The sequence below is a fragment of the Micromonospora sp. RL09-050-HVF-A genome (genome assembly GCF_019374995.1).
GTDB classification, from domain to species: Bacteria; Actinomycetota; Actinomycetes; order Mycobacteriales; family Micromonosporaceae; genus Micromonospora; species Micromonospora antibiotica.
This window is the reverse complement of record NZ_JAGKQP010000002.1, coordinates 3,188,984-3,212,773: the sequence shown is the minus strand read 5'-3', so window position 1 is coordinate 3,212,773 and position 23,790 is coordinate 3,188,984. Positions and strand designations below refer to the sequence as shown.

The window sequence follows — 23,790 nt, the reverse complement described above, 5'->3', positions numbered from 1 at the left end:
TGCCCTGCCCTCCTGCCGCCCTGCCCCTCCTGCCGCCCGCTCCGCCTTCCCCTGACCGCGCGCGACGGTCCAAGATCGTGCTCGATCCATGTTGTAGTGGCCTCCTGGCCGGAGAATGCCACTACAACATTGTTGTTGTGGCCGGAACCCGGCGGGCTGGGCGTGGGGGTTGTCCGGGTGGGGCGGGTCGGGGTGGGCCTGGTCAGCGGCGTTCCTGGCGGGGGAGCACCACCTCGCGCAGGATCAGTTGGAGGGCGGCCACCACCGGGATGGCGATCAACGCGCCGACCACACCCATCAGCGCCACCCCGAGCAGTGCGGCGAGCAGGGCGGCCACCTCGTTGACCTCCACCGACCTTCGCATGATCTTGGGGTAGATGAGGTAGTTCTCCACCTGCTGGTAGAGCACGAAGAAGACCACGCAGGCGATGCCGACCGGCAGCCCGGTGGCGAACCCGACCAGGCTCACGATCACCGCGCCGAGGGTGGCCCCGATCTGCGGGATCAGGTCGGTCACCGCCACCACCACGGCCAGCGCGAACGGGTAGGGCAGCTCGACGACCAGGGCGAAGACGAAAGTGGTCGCGCCGGCCAGCACGGCGATGCTCAGCGCCCCCACCATGTACGCGCCGACCTTGGTCAGGATCTCGTCGCCGATCAGGCTGACCCGTTGCCGGCGGGACCTCGGCACCAGCGCGTACCCGAGGTCGCGCAGCTTGTCGAAGTAGGCCAGGAAGTAGATGGTCAGCACCAGCACGGTGAGCACCCGGAAGAGGGTGCCGAAGATCAACTGGGCGCCGCCGAGGACCCCGCCGAGCGCCCGACCGACGGTGTCGGCGTTGGCCAGCTCCTGCACCCGCTGCATCACGTCGTACCGCACCACCAGGTCGTTGACGGTACGGTTGCGGCGCAGCTCCTCGACATAGCTGGGTAGTTGTTCGATGAACTGCCCGGTCTGGGTCACCACCGGCGGCACCAACGCCACCAGCCCCGCGATGATCAGCAGCACCAGGGTCAGCACCACCACCGTCACGGCCAGGCCGTGCGGCAGCCCCCAACGGCGCAGCCGCACCACCGCCGGGTTGAGCCCCACCGCCAGAAAGAGCGCGATCACCACCAGCACCAGGATCCCGCTGGCATTGCGGATGCCCAGAAACACGGTGTACGCCAGCAGCACGCCGAGCGCGCCGGTGAAGCCGACCAGGAAGCTGCTGCGGCGCAGTGGCCGGCCGGGCCGACCGAACCGTCCCGAACCGGTGGCGACCGACCCGGGTTCCCCCGGCTCGACCTGCTCCGTCGCGGCACCCGCCGCTGCCTTCGCCCTGACGGCGGTGCCGGTGTCCTCGGCGGTGCCGGTGTCCCTGGCGGTGCCGGTGTCCCTGGCGGTGCCGGTGTCCTCGGCGGTGGTGGGGTCTTCGGTGGTGTCGGAAGCTGTGCGGGAGTCGGCGACCGGCCCGGGGCTCGCCGCGCCGGCCAGGGCGGTGGAGGACGCCCCGCCCGTGATCTGGTCCGTCGTACCGGTGCGGTCCGTCGTACCGGTGCGGTCCGCCGCCGGTACAGCCCTCGAACGCTCCGCGGCCGGTGCCACCCCCGAACGGTCCGACGGTCCGCCGGTAGGGGTGTCGTCCCCGGTCACGTCGTCGCGTGCCGGGTCGTGCTGTGCCACCGAGCCTCCCCAGTTCCGCCCCGGCGCTGCTCACCGGAGTGGATCACCATGCCCGTCCGGTGAACACCTACCGTACGGGCCTCCGCCCGCAGGGTAGTGGGGTCCGGTGCCGCCAGCCACCCCGGGTCACCCGACAGCGCACCCACGGTTCGCAGTCACCCGGTGCGCAGTCGCGCGGTTCGCGGTCGCGCGGTTCGTGGTCACCCGATTCGTGGTCGCGCGGTTCGTGGTCGCGCGGTTCGTGGTCGCGCGGTTCGTGGTCACTCGGACTCGACGGTCACCGTGCTCGGGGTGGCGCTGCGCTCGTCGGTGGTCGGCTTGGTGGGTCGTTTGCCGTTCTCACCGGTACTGGTGATCTTTGTCGGGGTGGCCTCCCGGCCGGCGGTGCCGGGGACCGCGGCGACGGTCGGTTCGCCGTCCACCCCCGCGCTGGCCGTCCCACCGTCCACCGTGGTCACCGGCTCCGCCTTGGGCTTCGTACCCGTGCCATCCGGTCGGGTGCCGTTGGCGGCCGGGGCACCCGCCGGCTTCGTGACCGCCACGGCCGAATCCGGCCTGCCGCCGGCACCCACCGGCTCCGGTGCCGGCTCGCCGGTGCCAGGGGTCGGCTTCGGCTTCGTGCCGTTGCCGCGTACGCCAGTCCCGGGCCGGTCGCCGTCCGGTGACGGTGCCACCGCGTCGGGGCCCACCGGCGTCGCGGCGTGCATCCGGAGCGCGGTGACGTCCCGCTGCACCTCGTCGTGCTCCTGCCGCGCCTGCCAGGTTTCCTGACGCAGGTCGGCGAGCTGCTGCTGAGCCTGGGCGATCTCCAACATCACCCGGGCGAGCTGCTGCCGGCCGGCCGCCGCCTCCTGCTGGGTGGTGGCGAGGTGCTGCTGGGTGGTGGCGAGGTGCTGCTGGGTGGTGGCCGCGTACTCGTCGAACTGCCGACGCGAGGCGGCGACGTGCTCGTCGGCCTGGTGACGCTTGTCGGCGCTCTCCCGTTCGGCCCGGTCGAGCAGCTCGGCGGTCTCCTGCTCGACCCGCCGACGTAGCTCGCCGGTCTCCTGCTCGGCCTGCCGGCGCAGCGTCGCCGCGTCCGCCTCGGCGGCGCGGCGGATCTCCGCCGCGCCCTGCTCGATCTCGTCACGCCGGGCGGCCCACTCCCGCTCCAGCTCCTCCTGCCGGGTCCGGTGCTGCTGCTCCAGCTCGTTGTGCCGGGTCTGGTGCTTGCGGTCCAGCTCGTCGCGGCGCTTGGCGAACTCCTGCTCGGCGGCGGCGCGACGCTGGGCCAGCTCCCGGTCGGCGGCCTCCCGCCGGCCGTTGACCTCCTGCTCCACCCCCGCGCGCCAGGCACCCAGCTCCTGCTGCGTCTGGGCGCGGGACTGCTGCACGTACGCCTCGGTCTCGGTGCGCATCCGCTGCACGTACGCCTCGGCCTCGGCCCGGCTGCGCTGCGCCGCCTCGGTCGCCTCGGTGGTCAGCCGGTGCGCCTCCTGCTGGGACCGGGTCCGGGTCGCCTTCGCCGCTCCCTCGGCGTCGTCGGTGACCTGCTTGGCCTCCTGGAGCGCCTTGGCTCGGGTGGCCCGGCTGGCCTCGGTGGCCGACTCGGTGAGCCGCCGGGCCTCCTGCTGCGCCTTGGTGTGCACCTCCTTGGCGGCCTCACGCAGGTCGGTGGCCTCCTTCTGGGCCGTGGCCAGCGCCGCCTTGGCCGCCTCACGCAGCTTCGCGGCCTCCTGCTGGGCCCGGGTGTGGATCTCCCGAGCGGTGTCGCGCAGCTGGGTGGCCTCCTGCTGGGCGCGGCTCAGGGCCTCCTGGGCGGTGGCCCGCAGCCGGTTCGACTCGTCCTCGGCGGTGGCCCGCAGCAGAGTCGACTCGTCCTTGGCGGTGGCCCGCAGCCGGGCGGCCTCCTCTTTCGCCGTACGCACGGCGGCGTCCGCCTCGGCTTTGCGGGCCGTGGTGTGCCGTTCCTCCTCGGCACGCCGCGCGGCGAGGGCGATCTCGAAGTCCTTGAGCGCCCGGGCTGCCTGCTCACGGGCCTCGTCGATGATGTGTTCGGCGGCGGCCCGGCGGGCCTCGATCTCCTCGTTGGCGGCGGCCAGGATGGCGTCCGCCTGTTCCTCGGCGAGGGCGAGGATCTGCTCGACCCGGGGGCCGAGGTGCTTGAAGGAGGCCCGGTCCACCACGCCGATCTGCTTGCGCACCTGGGCGAGATCCCGCTGGAGATGCTCGACCTGGCCGGCCAGCTTGTGGATCTGGGTGTACGCCTGCTCCCGCTCACCCGTCAGGGTGGTGATCTCGTGCTCCGCACGAGCGACGTACCGGTCGACCTGTCGTTTGTCGTATCCACGCAGGGCGGACTCGAAGCTGGGCTCCGTCGTCACGTCCCCGCCGAGAGCGAACAGTTCCTCGCCGTGCGACATGCCCCCATCCTCACACGCATCCTGCCCTCCGGGGGCGATACGGACGCCGCTGTGGGGAGCTGTTTCACTGTGGTCGCGCGACAGGGTGTCACAGGGCCGGAACGCGTACGGCGCGGGGGTCCACCGGTTACCCGGTGTCATCCCGCGCCGTGACACATGCCCCGTCGGTGCAGCCGGTCAGCTGGCGGTCTCCGCGGTGGCCCGCGAGTCGGCGTCGGCCTTGGCCGGCTCCGACTTGGCCGGCGCGGCGGCCGGCTGCTGGGCCGGAACGCCCGGCACGATCCCGGCCAGGCCGGAGAGCATCTGACCGAGCTGCGAGGTGACCGCGTCCTTCTGGCGGGTGAGGTCCTCCACCTCGCGGCGGGCCGCCTGGGTGGTCAGGTCCGCCTCGGTGCGCGCCTCGGTGAGCAGCCGCTTCGCTTCGGCCTTGGCCTCGTTGAGGGTCTTCTCGGACAGCGCCTTGGCTTTGTCGACGGTCTCGTTGGCGGTGCGCTCGGACTCGACCCGGCGGGCCTCGGCGCGCTGCTCGATCTCCTTGGCCCGCTCCTGGGCGGCCCGGGCCCGCTGCTCAGCCTCGCCGACCAGCTTCTGGGTCTGCGCCACCTGGGCGGCGTGCCGCTCGGACTCCTCGCGCTCGGCCTTCTCCCGGCGCTCGGCGAGCTGGAGCTCCAGGGCCTGGAGGTCCTTGTCCCGCTTGTCACGGGCGTCGGTGAGCAGCTTCGTCGCCTCGGCGCGCTTCTCCTCGGCCTCCCGGGCGGCCTTCGCCCGCTGCTGGGTGATCTCCCGCTCGGCGGTGGCGCGCAGGGTGGCGACCTCCCGCTCGACGGTCGACTTCAGCTCGGCCACCTCGTGCGCGGTGACCGTACGCAGCTGCTTGGTCTCCCGGTCGGCGTCGGCGCGCAGCGTGTCGGCCTCCCGGCGGGCCTGCACCCGGGCCTCGGCGGCCTCCCGCTCGGCGGCGGTACGGACGGTGCCGGCCTCCCGCTCGGCGGTGGCCTTCATCGCGGCGGCTTCGGCGCGCGCCTTGTCGGTGATCTCCCGCGCCTCCAGCCGGGCAGCGGAGAGGATCCCTTCCGACTCGCGCTTGGCCTCGTTGCGGTGGTCGTTGGCCTGCTCCTCGGCCAGCCGGAGGATCTGCTCGACCCGGGTACCGAGACCGGAGAGGGTCGGCCGGCTGTTCTCCTCGAGCTGCTTGTTGGTGTCGGTGAGCTTCTGCTCGAGCGCGGCCTGCCGCTGCTCGGCCTGGCGAAGTCGACGCTGGGCGTCGTTCATCCGCTGCTCGGCCTCGGCGCGGGCCTGCTCCGACTGGGTCAGCGCGGCCGTCATCCGGCCGAGAAAGTCGTCGACCTGGTGGGTGTTGTAGCCGCGTAGGCCGACCGTGAAGTCCGGCTGCGAGTTCGCGTTATCGAAGAACGCGAGAGGGGAGGACTGCTGCTGGGGCATTGGGACATACTTGCAGACCCCCCGGGGTCGTTCGCAAGAGCGGTGCCGAGCTTTCCTGTCCTCTTTACAGGGTCCACCGGGTCGTCCCGTCGGCCCCGCCCAAACGGCGATCTTGGCAGGTCCGGGCGGACCCGCCGTCACGCGAAGTAACGAAACTGAGGCCCCGCCCCCGCCCCCGGTGCCCTTTCCACCACCCCCAATTGGCAAGCCACCGCAATACGCCCACCACCCCCGCCCAAAACCCAATCCCACCCCACCCCACCACCCCTCCCACCCACACCCCCAACCGCCCGGCCCACCCGGCCCACCCGGCCCACCCGGCCAGGCCCCGGTGATCAAGAGGTTTAGGTCACTTTGATCTTCAGATCTGACGCAAACCTCTTGATCACCGGGGCGGGGCAGGGCGGGGCGAGGCAGGGCGGGGCGAGGCAGGGCCGGGTGGGGCGGGGTGGGGTGGGGTGGGGTGGGGGAGCGGGGGGGTGGGGTCAGTGGGGGGTGGTGGCGGGTTGGACGAGTTCGACGAGGACGCCGCCGGCGGCCTTGGGGTGGACGAAGTTGACCCGGGAGTTGGCGGTGCCGCGCTTCGGGGTGTCGTAGAGCAGTCGTACGCCACGTTCGCGCAGGGTCGCACAGGCCGCGTCGATGTCGGCGACCGTGTACGCCACCTGCTGCACCCCGGGTCCGTTGCGGTCGAGGAACTTGGCGATGGTCGACTCCGGCGACAACGGGGCGAGCAGCTGCACGCAGCCGCCCTCGGCGGTCGGGCCGACGGCCAGCATCGCTTCGCGTACCCCCTGCTCGGTGTTGGTCTCCTGGTGTATGCAGCGCATCCCGAAGGTGCGCTGATAGAAGTCGATCGCGGCGTCGAGGTCGGCGACCGCGACCCCGACGTGATCGATACGGAGCAGCCCGATGTCTGTGACGTAGTCGGCAGCGGGCTCGACGGAGGAGTTTTCAGCCATGCCGCTAGTCTGGCCGAACAGGCGTTAAGGCGTACAGGTTGGTACCCCCCTCGGAGGCAGGCAGTGGCATCGGTGATCGTCAGCGGCGCGCGGACCCCGATGGGCCGGCTGCTGGGCAACCTCAAGGACCTCCCGGCGACGAAGCTCGGCGGCATCGCGATCAAGGCGGCGCTGGAGCGCGCCGGGGTGGCCCCGGACCAGGTGCAGTACGTGATCATGGGTCAGGTGCTCCAGGCCGGTGCGGGGCAGATCCCGGCCCGGCAGGCGGCGGTGGAGGCGGGCGTCCCGATGTCGGTGCCGGCGCTGACCATCAACAAGGTGTGCCTCTCCGGCCTGGATGCGATCGCCCTGGCCGACCAGCTCATCCGGGCCGGCGAGTTCGACATCGTGGTGGCCGGTGGCATGGAGTCGATGACCAACGCCCCGCACCTGCTGCTCGGCCAGCGCGCCGGTTACAAGTACGGCGACGTGACGGTCAAGGACCACATGGCCCACGACGGGCTCAGCGACGCCTGGGACTGCTGCTCGATGGGGGAGTCCACCGAGCGGCTCGGCGGACGGCACGGGATCACCCGCGAGGAGCAGGACGCGTTCGCGGCGGCCAGCCACCAGCGGGCCGCCGCCGCGCAGAAGAACGGTCACTTCGCCGACGAGATCACCCCGGTGGTCATCCCGCAGCGCAAGGGCGACCCGCTGGTGATCAGCGAGGACGAGGGCATCCGCCCGGACACCACCGTCGAGTCGCTGGCGAAGTTGCGCCCGGCGTTCGCCAAGGACGGCACGATCACGGCCGGCACCTCGTCGCCGATCTCGGACGGCGCGGCGGCCGTGGTGGTGATGAGCAAAGCCAAGGCGAACGAGTTGGGCCTGACCTGGTTGGCCGAGATCGGCGCGCACGGCAACGTGGCCGGCCCGGACAACTCCCTGCACTCGCAGCCGTCGAACGCCATCCAGCACGCCCTGAAGAAGGGCGGCCTGAGCGTCGAGGACCTCGACCTCATCGAGATCAACGAGGCGTTCGCCCAGGTCGGCATCCAGTCCACGCGGGACCTCGGCGTCAGCACCGACAAGGTCAACGTCAACGGTGGGGCGATCGCGCTCGGCCACCCGATCGGCATGTCCGGGGCCCGGCTGGTGCTCACCCTCGCGCTGGAACTCCAGCGCCGTGGTGGTGGCACCGGCGCGGCGGCGCTGTGCGGCGGCGGTGGCCAGGGTGACGCCCTGATCATCCACGTACCCGCCGACACCGGGAACTGACCGGCCGTCGGGCCGGATGGCGCGGAGCGTGGTCGCGGGTCCGGGTCGGTGCGGCGAAGACAACGGTCGGGGGCGGGAACTTCCCAGCTCACGGTCGTCGGGCGAGGTGGGCGTGTGAGTGCGAGGAGTGAGTGGGGTTGGCGAGCACCGCAGTCGTGGGCGAAGGTGACCCGGTGAGTGTCGAGAGCGCCCCCACCCCCGCCGCTGTCCCGGTGCGCCGCAGTCGGGACGTACCGATGCTGGTGGAGAGGGCTCGCGAGGGTGACCCCCGGGCGGTGGCCCGGCTGATCACCCTGGTCGAGTCCGGTGACGAGATGCTGCCGCAGGTGGCGGCGGCGCTCGCGCCCTATGCGGGGCAGGCCCAGGTGGTCGGGTTGACCGGCTCCCCGGGGGTGGGCAAGTCGACCACCACCAACGAGCTGGTCCGGGCGTTGCGGGCGGGTGGGCACCGGGTCGGGGTGCTGGCCATCGACCCGTCCAGCCCGTTCACCGGCGGGGCGATCCTCGGCGACCGGGTCCGGATGCAGGACCACGCGACCGACCCGGGCGTCTACATCCGGTCGATGTCCAGCCGGGGGCACCTCGGTGGGCTGTCGTCGGCGACCCCGCAGGCGGTCCGGGTGTTGGAGGGCGCCGGCTGCGACGTGGTGCTGGTGGAGACCGTCGGGGTCGGCCAGGCCGAGGTCGAGGTGGCGTCGCTCGCCGACACCACGCTGGTGCTGCTCGCCCCGGGGATGGGTGACGCGATCCAGGCGGTCAAGGCCGGCATCCTGGAGATCGCCGACGTCTTCGTGGTCAACAAGGCCGACCGGGACGGCGCGGACAACACCGTCCGGGACATCCAGGGCATGATCGCGTTGGGTGAGCGGGGGCCGGGGCAGTGGCGTCCGCAGGTGGTGCGGTCGATCGCCGCGCGCGGCGAGGGGATCGACGACATCGCCGCCGCGATCGACAAGCACCGTGCCTGGCTTGAGCAGCACGACCAGCTCCGCCTACGTCGGGAGAAGCGGGCCGCCGCCGAGATCGAGGCGATCGCGCTGGGCACCCTGCGCGCCCGCATCGGTTCCCTACGCGACGGTACGGAGTTGCCGGCGCTCGCCGCGAAGGTCGCCGAGGGGGCCCTCGACCCGTACGCGGCGGCCGACGAACTGCTCGCCCAGATCGGCACCTGAGCCGTCCACCCGGGGCACGCGCCTGACACACGGTGGAATTCGGTGGTGCCCGGGCCACGCAGGATCTGACGCGGAAGTGGTCCGGCACGAGGGTACGGCCGATCGGTCGCCGGAGCATTTCCGGCCGATCAGCCGTACCCTCGCTGCATTTCTGCTTCCGCTGGCAATGATCTGTCAGGGTCAGCGGCCGGTCCTCAGGACTCGAGCTTCCATTCGTCGACCCGGGCGGTTCGGGGAGCGTTCGCGCTGGCTCCCGAATAGTTGGTGAGGAATTTGCACTGCGCGACGTTCCAGGTCTGCTTCTTCACCACAAAAGAGCGAGACTCCTGAAAGAGCCGCATCCTGCGACGTTGCCCACTCGGCACTTCCAGCGCGTAACTGAAGCCGGCAGTCCACGAGCGTCCGGCTGTCACCGACACCCCGATGGACGTGCTCGCCTTCGCGAAAACGACGCCGGCTTCGGCGGATACCGTCGCCGACGCCGTCGCGGCGACGTTGGCGGTCTCGTTCTCGCTGTAGGAGATGGTGCCGGGGCCAGTGATGTAGGCGCTGTAGACGTCGGTCGGCCGCGTCGACTTGCTGATGTTGGTGAAGGTGTAGAGCGGGTTCTCACCCTCGGCCGGGCAGCCCTGCGGACCTGCCAGGGCCGGGGCCTGGAGGGCCACCACGGGCAGCGGCAGAACCGCAATCGCCGACACGACACTCAACATACGTTTCCTGAAGTTCAAGCTGTCTCCCCGTGGATGCGCGAGGCGGCTCTTTGATTAGGCCGCCGCGAATGCCGCCAAGATATCAGGGGAAGGTCGGCATCGTTGTCCCTTGACTTGCTCAGGCCCATTCTGTATCATCGCGAAAAAGCTATTAATGCGAAACGGGTGACAATGAAAGACAGAGTTTCGGGGATCTTGCTTTTATGTGGATTGTCGCTTAGCGTCACCGTTTCCCTCGTGGGTTGTTCCGCGGGACCGGAAGATGCTTATCCTGATTCTTCGCCCGCCACGGAAGTCTCGGAGACTCCCCGGCAGGCGGTGTCCGAGGTCCCGAGCGAGCTTCCCGTCTTCGGCCCCGACGCCGTCCGTGTCGTGGCCGTGCGTAGTGCTTCGGCCGAAGTGCGCTTCGACGTGGTCGGCCCGAAGGGCGCCCGGTACGGCCTGCGCGACGCGGCCGGAAAGAAGGGTGAGTGCCGTCAGGTGGAGCTGGGCGAAGTTGCGTCCCGCCCGGCGGGCCTGCCGGCGACTTCCAACTGGCAGACGGAATTGATCTGTGCCGGCAGGGAGAAGGTCACGAAGGCGAGTCGGGTGCTCGTCAAGGTAGCGCTGGACAGCTTCACCTACGACTTCGAGGTGCCCGCACTGCCGGCGGCCTGACTCCGCTCGCCTCCCTTCACGGTGCTCGGCGGGCTACCGGCGGGTACGAGCTTCCTTAGCGATCGTTCAGGCTTCGTTCTACACTCGGGGTTCGGTCGAGGACTCGAGGAGGAGCCCCGCGGATGAACGCCGACGAGATCGCCGCCGGACGGGCACGCTGGCAGGCCCGGTACGACGCCGCGCGCAAGCGGGACGCGGACTTCACCACCCTGTCCGGAGCCACCGTGCAACCGGTGTACGGGCCACCCGAGGGCACCGCCTACCCCGGGTTCGAACGGATCGGCTGGCCGGGCGAGTTCCCGTACACCCGGGGGTTGCACCCGACCGGCTACCGGGGGCGGGCCTGGACGATCCGACAGTTCGCCGGCTTCGGCAACGCCCAGCAGACCAACGAGCGGTACAAGATGATCCTCGGCGCGGGCGGCGGTGGGCTCTCCGTCGCGTTCGACATGCCGACCCTGATGGGGCGCGACTCCGACGACCCGCAGGCGCTCGGCGAGGTCGGCCACTGCGGGGTCGCGGTGGACACCGCCGCCGACATGGAGACGCTCTTCGACGGCATCGACCTGGCCGGCGTCACCACCTCGATGACCATCTCCGGGCCGGCGGTGCCGGTGTTCTGCATGTACCTGGTCGCCGCCGAGCGGCAGGGCGTCGACCTGTCCCGGCTGGACGGCACGTTGCAGACCGACATCTTCAAGGAGTACATCGCGCAGAAGGAGTGGCTGTTCGACCCCGAGCCGCACCTGCGCCTGATCGGCGACCTGATGGAGTACTGCGCCGCCGAGATCCCCCGCTACAAGCCGCTGTCGGTCTCCGGCTACCACATCCGCGAGGCCGGTTCCACCGCCGCGCAGGAGCTGGCGTACACCCTGGCCGACGGGTTCGGCTACGTCGAGCTGGGACTCTCGCGGGGGTTGGACGTCAACGTCTTCGCCCCCGGGCTGAGCTTCTTCTTCGACGCGCACCTGGACTTCTTCGAGGAGATCGCCAAGTTCCGGGCCGCCCGCCGGATCTGGGCCCGCTGGCTGCGCGACGTCTACGGCGCGACCAGCGAGAAGGCCCTCTGGCTGCGGTTCCACACCCAGACCGCCGGGGTGTCGCTGACCGCGCAACAACCGGTCAACAACGTGGTACGCACCGCAGTGGAGGCCCTCGCCGCGGTGCTCGGCGGCACCAACTCGCTGCACACCAACGCCCTCGACGAGACCCTGGCCCTGCCCACCGACGAATCCGCCGAGATCGCCCTGCGTACCCAGCAGGTGCTGATGGAGGAGATCGGGGTGACCAACGTGGCCGACCCGCTCGGCGGCTCCTGGTACGTCGAGGCGCTCACCGACGCCATCGAGGCCGAGGCGGAGGCGATCTTCGCCCGGATCCGGCAGCTCGGCGGCGAGGGCCCGCACCAGATCGGCCCGATGACCTCCGGCATCCTGCGCGGCATCGAGGACGGTTGGTTCACCGGCCACATCGCCGAGTCGGCCTTCGTCTACCAGCAGGCGCTGGAGAAGGGCGACAAGAAGATCGTCGGGGTCAACTGCCACACCAGCACGACCGCCAAGGAACTGGAGATCCTGCGCATCTCGCACGAGGTGGAGCTGGAGCAGCGCCGGGTCCTCGCCGAGCGCAAGGCCGCCCGTGACGACGCCGCGGTGACGGCGGCGGTGCAGCGCATGATCGAGGTCAGCCGCACCGGCGGCAACATGATCCCGCCCATGCTCGACGCCGTCCGCGCCGAAGCCACCCTCGGCGAGATCTGCGACGCCCTGCGCGCCGAATGGGGCACCTACCGCGAACCCGCCCGCTTCTGACCCCCGGGGTGGGGGTGGGGGGTGGGAGGGGGAGAACGGGAGGTGAGAGTGGCAACTGTGGGCGTTGTGGCTGAGCCGGGGACGGTGGGGATCGTGCGAGACTAGATAACCATGAGCGACCCACGGATCACCTCGTCGATCTTCACCCGCGGCGCGGTCGACCTCAGCGCGCTGCGCGGCACCGCCCCGGCCAGTTCCCGTCCCGCCACACCGAGCCAGACCGGTGCCTCCACCGGCCTGGCGGGCGGTCCCGCCACAGGTGGCGCCGCCGCCGCGCTCGACGTGACCGAGGCGAACATCCAGTCCGAGGTGCTGGAACGGTCGATGACCACACCCGTGGTGGTCTTCTTCGGCGCGGCCGGCTACCCGGACAGCGACCAGTTCGCCCCGGTGCTGGAGCGGTTGGCGGCCGAGGGCGCCGGCCAGTGGGTCCTCGCCCGGGTCGACGTCCAGGAAAACCCGCGGATCGCGCAGATGTTCCAGATCCAGGCCATCCCCACCGTCTACGCGATCGTCGGCGGGCGGCCCATCGACGCCTTCCCCGGGGTGATCCCCGAGCCCCAGCTGCGCCAGTGGCTCGCCGCCGTGCTCAAGGCCGGTGGCGTCACCGTGGCCGAGCCGGAGGACCCGCGCCTCGACGAGGCCGACGACGCGTTGATGAGCGGCGACCTGGACGCCGCCGAGCAGGCGTACCGCAAGATCCTCGCCGAGTCCCCGGCGGACGCCGCGGCCGAGGCCGGGCTGGCCCAGGTCGGGGTGGCCCGGCGGGTCGCCGGCGCGGACCCGCAGGCCGCCCTCGCCGCCGCGCAGGCCAACCCCGACGACGTCGACGCCCAACTGCTCGCCGCCGACATCGAGGTGCTCAGCGGGATGGCCGAGCAGGCGTACGCGCGGCTGGTCGGGGTGGTCCGGCGGACCGCCGGTGACGACCGGGACAAGGCCCGCCAACACCTGATCGCCCTGTTCAGCATCGCCGGCCCGGACGACCCCGCCGTGGCCTCCGCCCGACGCGCCCTGGCCAGCGCCCTGTTCTGAACCCCTGACATCCCCGCGCGGGCCGGCCCCCCGGCCGGCCCGCCACCCATCGAGGACGGGAGCCTGTGATGCGCCGAATCGCCGTCCTCGACGCGCCGACCAACCTGGGTCTGCGCCCACCCACCTCCACCTCCGTCCCCGGCTGCGGCAAGGCCCCCGGCGCGCTGCGCGACCACGGGCTGCTGGCCCGACTGGGCGCCCGGGACGCCGGCTGCCTCACCGCCCCCCGGTACGACCCGGGCGACTGGCGGCCCGGTGACGGGGTCTGCCACGCCCGGGAGATCTCCGGCTACTCGACGGCGCTGGCCGACCGGATCAGCGCGATCATCGACCGGGACGAGTTCCCCCTGGTCCTCGGCGGGGACTGCTCGGTGCTGCTCGGCTCGGCGCTGGCCATGCACCGGCTCGGCGAGGCGGTCGGCGGGCGGATCGGGCTGGTCTTCGTCGACGGCCACTCCGACTTCCGGCACCCCGGCAACGCCTCCTACGTGGGTGCGGCAGCCGGCGAGGACCTCGCCCTGGTGACCGGGCGCGGCCAGGCCGACCTGGCCGCGATCGAGGGGCGTCGACCGTACTTCCGGGACATCGACGTGGTGGTGCTCGGCATCCGGGCACAGGACGAGTACCGGCTCGACCTCCAAGCCGCCGGGATCACCACCCGACCGGTGCCGGCCCTGCGCGCCGAGGGGGCCGCCCGCAGCGCCCAGTGGGCGCACGAGCAACTGGCCGACTGCGCCGGCTACTGGGTGCACATCGACGTCGACGTGCTCGACCCGGCGGTGATGCCGGCCGTGGACGCCCCCGACCCCGGCGGGATCGCCTTCGCCGAGCTGGAGATCCTGCTCGCCGGGCTGGTGGACACCCCACACTGCCTCGGCGTCGAGCTGACCGTCTTCGACCCCGACTACGACCCGGACGGTGCGTACGCCGCCGAGATCGTCAACACGGTCGTCGCCGGACTGGCCCCGGTGGTCGCCCCGGACGCCGTCGCGCCCCGACTGCTGCCACCCCAGCCACACCCCACCGATCCCGGCCCGTCCCACTCCGGACGATCCGTCCCGGGGCCGTCCGTTCCCGAGCCCTTCGCCTCCGGGCCGGCTGTTTCCGGGCCGGCCGACGTGCCGGGGCGTGCCGAAGAGCCGGTCGCCTGAGCACGATCCCCGGAAGGGTCGACGTTGCGCTCCACCGCCCCGACAGCGCCCGCCGGGGCGGGTCAGGGGCGGGCGCGCAGGAAGCGTTCGACGATCGGGACGGCGCTGGCCGTACTCGACCCGCCCTGCTCGACGAAGACGGCGAACGCGACGTCCCCCCGCCAACCGACGAACCAGGCGTGGGTGTGCGCCGGGTCGTTGTCGTACTCGGCGGTGCCGGTCTTGCCGTACACCGGGCCACCGGGCACGTCGGACAGCGCCTTGCCGGTGCCGGCCGTGACCACCTCGCGCATCATCGTCTTGAGCCCCGCCACCGACTCGGCCTTCAACGACGGGCCGGCCTCGGCGGGTGCGGCCGGGGCCGGGTCGAGCACCAGCTTCGGCTGCTCCCAGCGGCCCCGGGCGACAGCGGCGGTGGCGCCGGCCATGGCCAGCGGACTGACCACGGTGGTGCCCTGACCGATCGCCGCAGCGGCCTGCTCGGTGGGGGCGCCGCCGGTGGAGACCTTGCCGGTGAAGACGTCCGCGCCGAGGTCCCAGCTGCCCTCCAGGCCGAGGGTACGGCCGGTGGCGGCCAGCCCGTCCGGGCCGAGTTGCGGGGCCAGCGCCACGAAGGCCGTGTTGCAGGACTTGGCGAAGTCGGTGCGGAACGGCACCTTGCCGAGGACGAAGTCGTCGGAGTTCTTGAACGGCCGACCGTCCACCGCGCGGGTCTTGGGACAGTCGACGATGGTCTGTGGGGTCACCGCGCCCTTGTCCAGCAGGGCGAGGGCGCTGACCGTCTTGAAGGTGGAGCCCGGCGGCACCTGGGCGGTGAAGGCCAGGTTCTCCCCGGCCGCTCCGGGGCCGTTGGCGGCGGCGAGCACCGCGCCGTCGCTGATCCGCACCGCGACCAGGGCCGACCGTCGCTTCTCCGCCCGCAACGCGCCGTCGGCGGCGTTCTGGACGGCCACGTCGAGGCTGGTGCGGACCGGCTCACCGGCGGTCGGGTCCTGCCGGAACGCCTCGGTGACGACGGTGCTGCCGCCCTCCGGGGTGGGTCGGCGGATCTCCACGATGGTGCCGGGAGCACCGCGCAGCCGCTCGTCGTAGCGGCCCTGGAGACCACCGTGGCCGACCAGGTCACCCTTGGCGTACCGGTCGGGGTGGGCGGCCAGGTCGTCGGCCTGCGCCTGGTCGACCGTGCCGAGCAGGGCGCGGGCGAACTCCCGGGTGGGGGCCAGGTCGAGCTTCTCGGCCCGGAACTTCGTCCCCGGCAGGTCGTAGATCCGGGGCCGGATCTGCCGGTACGCCTCGTCGCGTAACGTCACCACCTCGACGAAGGCGCCCGGATCGGCGTCGCGCAGCCGTTGCGGCAGGTCGCTGAGGTCCACCGGTGGGCTGATCGGCGGCTTGACCGCCTTGAACGCGGCATCGAGCCCTCCCACCAGGGCCTTGGCGTCGGTGACCTCGCCCGGCTGCACGCCGATGCGGACCACCGGGCGGGGTGCCACGATCGGCTGCCCCGCGCCGTCGAGCACCCCGGCCCGGGGCGCGGCGGTCCGCCGCAGCGCCAGCCGGTCGCCCTTCTCCAGTTGCTCGTGCAGCACCTGGGGTTCCCAGATCACCTGCCACCGGTCGTCGCCGCTGTTCTGCCGCAGCCGGACCGGCCGCTGGTAGGCCCAGGTGGCCCCGCCCGGCAACGCCCAGCTGATGTCGACCTTCGCGGTGGCGAGGTTCTTGGTGACCTCGGCGTCCCCGGCGCGACCCAGGGTGGGCACGGTGGTGGCGAGATCGCCGGAGAGTGCCTTGATCTGCTCGGTGACGGTCGCGGCGGGCACTCTCGCGCCGGTCGGGTCGACAAATCCCACCTTGTCCAGCTTGCCGCTGCGCCAGCCGGCGAGGAACGCGTCCACGCTGCCCGCCGGGTCGTCGTCGCCGGAGCAGCCGACGAGGGCACCGGCCGCCAGCACCGTGGCGGCCACGGCCGCGAGAGCCCGCCGCAGGGGAGTGCCGGGGCGGTGGTACGGGTACGACAGGGGCATGGAGCTGGCACCTTCCGGGTGGCGGGCTGCCCTGCACGCTAGTACGCGGCGGGCGCCCGTACCGCCCCGCGCGGCCGGACCGGGTCGCCGGGCGGGAGCGGTCGACGCCCTTCCCGCCCCGGTGGGCAGGGCGAAGAGGTGGGCCCCCGGGTGTTGTGAACATCCCACAGCGGGGTACTCGGCAGCCGGCCGACGTGGATCTGCAACAGGCGACCGGCCCAGAGTCGCGGACCGGACGTCCGGCCGACGGTCCGCCGACCGATGACCGGAACGGCAGGGCCTAAGGTGGGGCGGCAGAGTGACCCACAACGCGGTGGGTCGTCGAGGGGAGTGGCACCCATGGACCGGCGTCCGGCGATCAAACCGGGACCCGACCTCCGGCAGACTGACACCGGCCGGGACGACAGCTTCGATTCGGTGACCGACGGGGACAGCCCGCCGATCGACGGGGACGGCTACGGTCGACTCGACACAGGAGTGACCGGGTTGACCGGTTCGAGCATCGACACCCTCTACGACCTGGGGCTTCCGGTGGAAGCGCTCGGTGACGACGTGGAGGACGCCGAGCTCGACGAGCCGGTGCCCAACGCGGAGCGCCTGGTGGCCCAGGCGGTGGCGTTGGCCGGTGACGACCACGACGCGGCGACCCTGGTGGGCCGGTTCTGGCGGTTCGCGCCGGACGAGGAGCTGATCGGGTTCACCGCCGAGGAGATGCTCGACGCCGCCCGGGCCCACCGTGACCTCGCCCAGCAGCGGGTGCCGGGTGAGCTGAAGCTGCGCATCCTGCCCCCCGACGCCGACCAGCACCACACCGTCGTCGAGATCGTCACCGACGACATGCCGTTCCTGGTCGACTCGGTGACCGCCCTGCTCAACGCCCACCACCTCGACGTACACCTGCTGGTGCACCCGTTGGTGGTGGTGCGGCGGGAGCCGCTGGGCCGGCTGACCGAGGTCTCCGCCGACGTGGAGCCGGACGACGCGATCGCCGGTGACCTGGTCGAGAGCTGGATGCGGATCGAGATCGACCCGGTCCGGGACGCCGACCAGCGGGACAAGCTGCGCCGCGAGTTGCAGCGGGTGCTCACCGACGTGCGGGAGGCCGTCGAGGACTGGCCGAAGATGCGGCAGCGGGCCCTGGCGCTCGCCGACGAGCTGTCCACCGCCCGGACGGCGAACGACCGCCCACCGGTGCCGGAAAAGGACATCACCGACTCGGTGGAGCTGCTGCGCTGGCTGGCCCACGACCACTTCACCTTCCTCGGCTACCGGGAGTACCGGCTGGTCGACTCCGGCGGGCAGGGCGGCCCGGCGCTGGAGGCGGTGCTCGGCACCGGCCTGGGCATCCTGCGGTCGGACTCGCCCGAGGCGCGCGCGCTGTCGTCGATGACGCCGGAGGCGCACGAGAAGGTGATGGAGAAGCGGCTGCTGATCATCACCAAGGCGAACTCCCGGGCCACCGTGCACCGCTCGGCCTACCTGGACTACATCGGCTTCAAGATCTTCGACGAGGCCGGCCGGGTGGTCGGCGAGCGGCGGTTCCTGGGCCTGTTCTCCACCGCCGCCTACCGGACGAGCGTGCGGGAGCTGCCGGTGGTCCGCCGCAAGGTGGCCGAGGTGCTGGACCGGTCCGGGCTGAGTCAGCGCAGCCACTCCGGCAAGGACCTGCTCCAGATCCTGGAGACCTACCCGCGCGACGAGCTGTTCCAGATCAAGACCGACGACCTGTACCACGCGGTGGTCGGGGTGTTGCGGATGGCCGGCCGCCGGCAGCTGCGGGTGTTCCTGCGCCGCGACGCGTACGGGCGGTTCATCTCCTGCCTGATCTACCTGCCCCGGGACCGGTTCACCACCCAGAACCGGCTGCGCATGCAGGACATCCTGCTGCGTGAGCTGAACGGGGTGGGGGTGGACTACACCACCCGGGTCACCGAGTCGATGCTGGCCCGGGTGCACTTCATCGTCCGGACCGATCCGAACCGGCCGCCCGGGGAGATCGACGCCGACCTGCTCGCCGAGGAGTTGGCCGACGCCACCCGGCTCTGGGACGACGACTACCGGCTGGTGCTGGAGCGCAAGCTCGGCGACGAACAGTCCAAACGGCTCTTCGTCCGGTACGCCGACGCGTTCCCGGAGGGCTACAAGGACGGGCACACGCCGTACGAGGCGATGAAGGACCTGGCCAAGCTGGAGCTGCTGGAGGAGCCCGGCCAGCTGGAGATGCACCTGTTCCGTAAGCAGTGGGCGCCCCGGCCGGGGCAGCGCGACGCCGGGGCCGACGAGGCGATGGACGTCCGGTTCAAGGTCTACCGGTACGGCGAGCCGATGATGCTCTCCGCCGTGCTGCCGGTGCTGCACTCGCTGGGCGTACGGGTGGTCGACGAGCACCCGTACGAGGTGGACCGGATCGACGGCCGGGTCTTCCTGTACGACTTCGGGCTGCGCCTGCCCGAGGGGCACCAGGAGCTGGCCGAGGTGCGCCCGCACGTGGAGAACGCCTTCGCCGCCGCCTGGCGGGGTGAGGCCGAGGTGGACGGCTTCAACGAGCTGGTCCTGCGCGGCGGCCTGACCTGGCGGCAGGTGGTGGTGCTGCGGGCGTACGCGAAGTACCTGCGGCAGACCGGGGCGGTCTTCTCCCAGGAGTACATGGAGCAGACCTTCATCGCGTACCCGCGGATCGCGGCGCTGCTGGTGGAACTGTTCGAGGTGCGGTTCGCCCCGGACGGGCGCGAGGCGGAGCAACGCCGGGAACGCAGCGGCGAGCTGGTCGACGCGATCGGTGTCGCGCTGGACGACGTGGCCAGCCTCGACCAGGACCGCATCCTGCGCGCCTACCTGACGTTGATGCAGGCCACCCTGCGGACCAGCTTCTACCAGAAGCGCGCCGACGGGCGACCCAAGCCGTACGTGGCGTTCAAGCTGGACCCGCAGGCCATCCCGGACCTGCCGGCGCCCCGACCCAAGTTCGAGATCTTCGTCTACTCGCCCCGGTTCGAGGGCGTGCACCTGCGCTACGGGGCGGTGGCCCGGGGCGGGCTGCGCTGGTCCGACCGGCGGGAGGACTTCCGCACCGAGGTGCTCGGCCTGGTCAAGGCGCAGATGGTGAAGAACGCGGTGATCGTGCCGGTGGGTGCCAAGGGCGGCTTCGTGCTGAAGCAGAAGCCGGGGGACCGGGACGAGGCGGTCGCCTGCTACCAGGAGTTCGTCGGCGCGATGCTCGACGTCACCGACAACATCGTCGCCGGGGACATCGTGCCGCCGGTGGACGTGGTGCGGCACGACCCCGACGACCCGTACCTGGTGGTCGCGGCGGACAAGGGCACCGCGACGTTCTCCGACATCGCCAACCAGATCTCGGCGGCGCACGGCTTCTGGCTGGGTGACGCGTTCGCCTCCGGCGGTTCCGCCGGCTACGACCACAAGAAGATGGGCATCACCGCCCGGGGTGCCTGGGAGTCGGTCAAGCGGCACTTCCGCGAGCTGGGCCACGACACCCAGACGGCTGACTTCACCGTGGTCGGCGTCGGCGACATGTCCGGCGACGTGTTCGGCAACGGGATGCTGCTCTCCGAACACATCCGGTTGGTGGCCGCGTTCGACCACCGGCACATCTTCCTCGACCCGGACCCGGACGCCGCCACCTCCTTCCGGGAACGTCAGCGGCTGTTCGGGCTGCCCCGGTCGTCCTGGGAGGACTACGACCCGAAGCTGATCTCCGAAGGCGGCGGGATCTTCCCGCGCGGGGCCAAGTCGATCCCGATCACCCCGCAGGTGCGGGCGGCCATCGGCCTGGCCGACGACGTCACCCAGCTCAGCCCGCCGGAGCTGATGAAGGCGATCCTCACCGCGCCGGTGGACCTGTTCTGGAACGGCGGCATCGGCACCTACGTGAAGGCGTCCAGCCAGACCAACGCCGAGGCGGGCGACAAGTCCAACGACGCGATCCGGGTGGACGGCAAGAGCCTGCGCTGCCGGGTCGTCGGCGAGGGTGGCAACCTGGGCTGCACCCAGCTCGGCCGGATCGAGTACGCGTCTACCGGCGGCCGGATCTACACCGACTTCATCGACAACGCCGCCGGGGTGGACTGCTCCGACCACGAGGTGAACATCAAGATCCTGCTGAACACGGCGGTCGCCGACGGGGCGCTGGACGTCCCCGCCCGTGACGAGCTGCTGGCCCAGATGACCGACGAGGTCGCCGAGCTGGTCCTGCGGGACAACTACGACCAGGCACGGGCGATCAACAACTCGCAGGCCCAGGCCGCCTCGCTGCTGCCGGTGCACCGCCGGATGATCAGCGAACTGGAGCGGGCCGGTCAGCTCGACCGGGCGCTGGAGGCGCTGCCCCCGGACGAGGAGCTGGCGGTACGCACCGAGTCCGGGCTGACCGCGCCGGAGTTCGCGGTGCTGCTCGCGTACGTCAAGATCGTGCTGGAGCGGGAGATCCTCGCCGAGGGCCTCGCGGACGAGGAGTGGACGACCAGGGTGCTGGTCGACTACTTCCCGACGCCGATGCGCGAGCGGTTCGCCGACCGGATGGCCCAGCACCGGCTGCGTCGGGACATCGTCACCACGGTCCTGGTCAACGAGGCGATCAACCGGGGCGGCATCTCGTTCGTCTTCCGGGTCGTCGAGGAGACGGCCGCGTCGGCGGCCGACGTCATCCGGGCGTACGTGGTGGTCCGGGAGGTCTTCGGGCTGCGGGAGCTGTGGGACGCGGTCGAGGCGCTGGACAACCAGGTCTCGCCGGAGTTGCAGACCAGCGTCTACCTGGACACCCGGCGGCTGCTCGACCGGGCGGTGCGCTGGCTGGTGACCAACCGGCGCTCGCCGATCGACGTGCCGGCCGAGATCGAGCGGCTCCGCGACGGGGTGGCCCGGCTACTGCCCGACCTCCAGGACCGGTTCCACGGCAGCGAGCGGGAGTCGTTGCGGGAGCACATCGACGCGATGACCGCCCGGGGCTGCCGGCCGGCCTGGCCGAGCAGGCGACCCGGCTGATGTACAGCTTCGGTCTGCTGGACGTGGTGGAGACGGCGCGGACCAGTGGCCGCGACGTCGGTGAGGTGGCCTCGGTCTACTTCGTGCTCTCCGACCGGTTCCGGGTCGACTCGCTGCTGTCGAAGATCTCCCTGCTGCCGCGCGAGGACCGCTGGCAGACGTTGGCCCGGATGGCGCTGCGCTACGACCTGTACGCCGCGCTGGCCGCGCTCACCGGGGAGGTGCTCGACTCCACCTCGGGTGACCTGCCGCCGCAGGAGCGGGTGCTCCAGTGGGAACAGTCGAACGCCACCTCGATCCACCGGGCGCACCGGGCGATGGGGGAGTTCGACGAGTCGCGGGCGGACCTCGCCTCGCTGTCGGTGCTGCTGCGGCAGATCCGCACCCTGGTCCGGACGTCCGCCGCCGCCTGACCGTGACACCGGCCGCGCCTGCGGTGGGATCCTCGTCCCGCCGCAGGCGCGGCACCGGTGTGGTCGGCCGGCGGTGTCCCGCCGGGAGGTGCGGTAGGGGTCAGGACGTCAGGGTGGCGAAGACGATCACGTTGTCCTGGTAGCTGCCGGCCCCTTGGTCGAACTGGCCGCCGCAGGTCACCACCCGCAGTCCGGGTCGGTCGTTCGGGCCGTACACCAGCTCGGTGGGGAACTGGTCCTTGGGATAGGAACGCACCTCGTCGACGGTGAAGATGGCGACGCCGCCATCGGCCCGGGACACCGTGATGGTGTCGCCCGGCAGGAGCGCGCCGAGTTGGAAGAAGACCGCCGGCCCGAGCTTCGCCGAGTCGACGTGCCCGACGATCACCGCATTCCCGGTCTCCCCGGGGCTGACGCCCGGCTCGTACCAGCCGGCGCGCTGGGCCTGGTCCAGCGGGGGCACCTGGACCGTGCCGTCCGGGTTGGTGCCCAGCGGCATGATCTCCGCGTCGACCCCGATCCGCGGGATCACGATGGCGGTGGGGGCGGCCCGGAGCAGCGGATCGGGGCCCGGTGGCACGCTCGCGTCGGCGGGGACCTGGGCGTCCGGGTCGTCGACCGGCCCGGTCTCCCCGGCGGGGGTGGTCGCCGGGGTGGTCTGCGGCGCGGCCTGGGCCGCCGGTTGTGGGGGACGCGGCGGGGGCGTGGTGCGCAGTGACGCGCCGACCATGCCGGAGCCGGCCATGGCGAGCAGGACGACGACGGCCGCGCCGGCGGCACGCCACGGTCTCCCGTGACGGCCGCCGGCCCGTGTCGCCGTCGGGTCAGCCGAGCTCATCGGCCCGACGCCGACGCATCAGCACGATGCCGCCGAGGGCAGCCGCGCCGATCATGCCCACTCCGCCGACGGCCATGCTCCGGTCGGCGGCGGTGGTGGTCATCCCACCGTCACCGCCATCGACGTGGCCCTTCGGCAGGACGACCAGTTCGCCTTCGCCGCACGAGCCCTTCAGCTCGTACCGGCCCGGACGGGCGTGCTCGGAGACCTCGGCCTCGCCGTAGTAGACGAAGTCCTTCTTGTGCTCCCAGCCACCCTCGTCCTTGCCGTGGTCGGACTCCTCGCCCTTGCCGTATCCGTACTCCTCGTCCTGGCCGTACTCGTCGTGGCCCAGCCAGTCGTCCTCGTCGGACTCCTCGCCGTAGCCCGGCTTGCCGTGCTCCTCTTCGGCGCCGGGCTTGCCGTGCTCGCCGGACTCTTCGCCGGGCTTGCCGTGCTCGCCAGGCTTACCGGACTCTTCGCCGGGCTTGCCGTGCTCGCCGGGCTTACCGGACTCCTCGCCCGGCTTGCCGTGCTCGCCGGACTCTTCGCCGGGCTTGCCGTGCTCCTCGCCCTTGCCCTCGTCGCCCTTGTCGCCATGGTCCGGCCCCTGGTCGGCGGCCATGAAGCCACCGCCCCGGCCGTCGGCCGGCGGCTGCCCGCCGTCAGCCGGGGGTTGGCCACCCTCGGCCGGCGGCTGCGGCTTGGGGCCGTTGTCGTCGGGGCCCTTCCCGTCGGGTCCCTTGCCGTGGTCCTCGCCCTTGCCCTCTTCGCCCTTGCCGTGGTCCTCGCCCTTGCCCTCTTCGCCCTTGCCGTGCTCGTCGCCCTTGCCGTGGTCCTCGCCGCGGCCCTCGGGCTTGAGCTTGACCTTGCCGGTGACCTCGGACCAGACGAAGGCGTGTTCCTGTGCCTCCGGGCAGATCTCGATGAGCTTGACCTCGTCGCCGGGCTTGACGACGTGTGGCTTGGCGATGACCTTGCCGTCCCGGCTCTCGCCGTCGTGGTGACCGTCCGCGAACGCGATCCCCGGCGTGAACACCAGAAGGGACGCGCCACCGAGAGCGGCACCCGCGACAACCTTCCCGAGCATCTTGTTAGCCATGACCTGCGTCACTCCATCCCCTGTTGTCCTGAGCCCGACGACAGTCGAGCTATGACCGACGTTAGACCGTTTCACGACTTATTCGGGGAAAGATTCGTGTTTTCGGCTTTACCGATGATGCGGGGCTTAAGGGAGCTAGAGCGCTTGTGTCGTCATTTGCCGCCTCG

At 71.7% G+C, this 23,790-nt stretch carries 14 protein-coding genes and 1 pseudogene; 7 read left to right on the top strand and 8 right to left on the bottom strand.

Annotation, left to right across the window (positions count from 1 at the left end; all coding sequences use genetic code 11):
• Positions 1-202: 202 nt before the first annotated feature.
• From J7462_RS13840 to mce, 4 genes are all read right to left on the bottom strand, one after another.
• Positions 203-1,477 (bottom strand): AI-2E family transporter, encoded by a 1,275-nt coding sequence (locus J7462_RS13840; protein WP_374197579.1) that lies wholly within the window; start codon positions 1,475-1,477, stop codon positions 203-205.
• A gap of 449 nt (positions 1,478-1,926) precedes the next feature.
• Positions 1,927-4,068 carry a hypothetical protein gene (locus J7462_RS13835; protein WP_219464426.1) on the bottom strand — a complete coding sequence of 714 codons (2,142 nt, stop codon included), beginning with the start codon at positions 4,066-4,068 and terminating at the stop codon, positions 1,927-1,929.
• A gap of 177 nt (positions 4,069-4,245) precedes the next feature.
• The gene (locus J7462_RS13830; RefSeq protein WP_219464425.1) at positions 4,246-5,511 is read right to left on the bottom strand and encodes a DivIVA domain-containing protein; all 1,266 of its coding nucleotides are present in this window, start codon (positions 5,509-5,511) and stop codon (positions 4,246-4,248) included.
• A 485-nt stretch (positions 5,512-5,996) separates the two neighbouring features.
• Positions 5,997-6,473 (bottom strand): methylmalonyl-CoA epimerase, encoded by a 477-nt coding sequence (gene mce / locus J7462_RS13820; protein ID WP_208568428.1) that lies wholly within the window; start codon positions 6,471-6,473, stop codon positions 5,997-5,999.
• A gap of 63 nt (positions 6,474-6,536) precedes the next feature.
• Between mce and J7462_RS13815 the strand changes: the two genes are divergently transcribed.
• The gene (locus tag J7462_RS13815) at positions 6,537-7,730 is read left to right on the top strand and encodes an acetyl-CoA C-acetyltransferase (RefSeq protein WP_208568429.1); all 1,194 of its coding nucleotides are present in this window, start codon (positions 6,537-6,539) and stop codon (positions 7,728-7,730) included.
• A gap of 236 nt (positions 7,731-7,966) precedes the next feature.
• Complete coding sequence (meaB, locus tag J7462_RS13810) at positions 7,967-8,902, top strand: methylmalonyl Co-A mutase-associated GTPase MeaB (protein WP_255598571.1); 936 nt, start codon at positions 7,967-7,969, stop codon at positions 8,900-8,902.
• Between the two features lie 194 nt (positions 8,903-9,096).
• On the opposite strand, the gene J7462_RS13805 is transcribed toward meaB, so the two are convergent.
• Positions 9,097-9,600 (bottom strand): hypothetical protein, encoded by a 504-nt coding sequence (locus J7462_RS13805; RefSeq protein WP_208568431.1) that lies wholly within the window; start codon positions 9,598-9,600, stop codon positions 9,097-9,099.
• A gap of 330 nt (positions 9,601-9,930) precedes the next feature.
• Here J7462_RS13805 and J7462_RS13800 point away from each other — a divergent pair, with 330 nt between their 5' ends.
• The 4 genes from J7462_RS13800 (at position 9,931) to J7462_RS13785 (ending at position 14,266) form a co-directional block, all read left to right on the top strand.
• The gene (locus tag J7462_RS13800) at positions 9,931-10,269 is read left to right on the top strand and encodes a hypothetical protein (RefSeq protein WP_219464423.1); all 339 of its coding nucleotides are present in this window, start codon (positions 9,931-9,933) and stop codon (positions 10,267-10,269) included.
• A gap of 122 nt (positions 10,270-10,391) precedes the next feature.
• Positions 10,392-12,080, top strand: coding sequence for a methylmalonyl-CoA mutase (locus tag J7462_RS13795; RefSeq protein ID WP_219464421.1), 1,689 nt, complete (start codon positions 10,392-10,394; stop codon positions 12,078-12,080).
• 111 nt (positions 12,081-12,191) lie between these two features.
• On the top strand, positions 12,192-13,115 hold the full coding sequence (locus J7462_RS13790; RefSeq protein ID WP_219464419.1) for a tetratricopeptide repeat protein: 924 nt from the start codon (positions 12,192-12,194) through the stop codon (positions 13,113-13,115).
• A gap of 65 nt (positions 13,116-13,180) precedes the next feature.
• A complete protein-coding gene (locus tag J7462_RS13785) occupies positions 13,181-14,266 on the top strand; it encodes an arginase family protein (RefSeq protein WP_308290896.1) in 1,086 nt (361 codons plus the stop codon).
• A 62-nt stretch (positions 14,267-14,328) separates the two neighbouring features.
• On the opposite strand, the gene J7462_RS13780 is transcribed toward J7462_RS13785, so the two are convergent.
• Positions 14,329-16,290 carry a penicillin-binding transpeptidase domain-containing protein gene (locus tag J7462_RS13780; RefSeq protein WP_219464418.1) on the bottom strand — a complete coding sequence of 654 codons (1,962 nt, stop codon included), beginning with the start codon at positions 16,288-16,290 and terminating at the stop codon, positions 14,329-14,331.
• A 339-nt stretch (positions 16,291-16,629) separates the two neighbouring features.
• Here J7462_RS13780 and J7462_RS13775 point away from each other — a divergent pair.
• Positions 16,630-21,704 (top strand): annotated as a pseudogene (locus J7462_RS13775) (NAD-glutamate dehydrogenase).
• A gap of 100 nt (positions 21,705-21,804) precedes the next feature.
• Here the strand turns inward: J7462_RS13775 and J7462_RS13770 are convergent.
• Positions 21,805-22,542 carry a class F sortase gene (locus J7462_RS13770; protein WP_208568437.1) on the bottom strand — a complete coding sequence of 246 codons (738 nt, stop codon included), beginning with the start codon at positions 22,540-22,542 and terminating at the stop codon, positions 21,805-21,807.
• Positions 22,529-23,623: a hypothetical protein gene (locus J7462_RS13765; protein WP_219464417.1), complete on the bottom strand. Its 1,095-nt coding sequence runs from the start codon at positions 23,621-23,623 to the stop codon at positions 22,529-22,531. Before J7462_RS13765 ends, J7462_RS13770 begins: the two co-directional genes overlap by 14 nt.
• Between the last annotated feature and the right edge of the window lie 167 nt (positions 23,624-23,790).

Coding starts and splice junctions, on each gene's coding strand:
- J7462_RS13835 (WP_219464426.1), bottom strand. CDS start 4,068: ATGTCGCACGGCGAGGAACTGTTCGCTCTCGGCGGGGACGTGACGACG.
- J7462_RS13830 (WP_219464425.1), bottom strand. CDS start 5,511: ATGCCCCAGCAGCAGTCCTCCCCTCTCGCGTTCTTCGATAACGCGAAC.
- mce (WP_208568428.1), bottom strand. CDS start 6,473: ATGGCTGAAAACTCCTCCGTCGAGCCCGCTGCCGACTACGTCACAGAC.
- meaB (WP_255598571.1), top strand. CDS start 7,967: ATGCTGGTGGAGAGGGCTCGCGAGGGTGACCCCCGGGCGGTGGCCCGG.
- J7462_RS13795 (WP_219464421.1), top strand. CDS start 10,392: ATGAACGCCGACGAGATCGCCGCCGGACGGGCACGCTGGCAGGCCCGG.
- J7462_RS13790 (WP_219464419.1), top strand. CDS start 12,192: ATGAGCGACCCACGGATCACCTCGTCGATCTTCACCCGCGGCGCGGTC.
- J7462_RS13780 (WP_219464418.1), bottom strand. CDS start 16,290: ATGCCCCTGTCGTACCCGTACCACCGCCCCGGCACTCCCCTGCGGCGG.
- J7462_RS13770 (WP_208568437.1), bottom strand. CDS start 22,542: ATGAGCTCGGCTGACCCGACGGCGACACGGGCCGGCGGCCGTCACGGG.
- J7462_RS13765 (WP_219464417.1), bottom strand. CDS start 23,623: ATGGCTAACAAGATGCTCGGGAAGGTTGTCGCGGGTGCCGCTCTCGGT.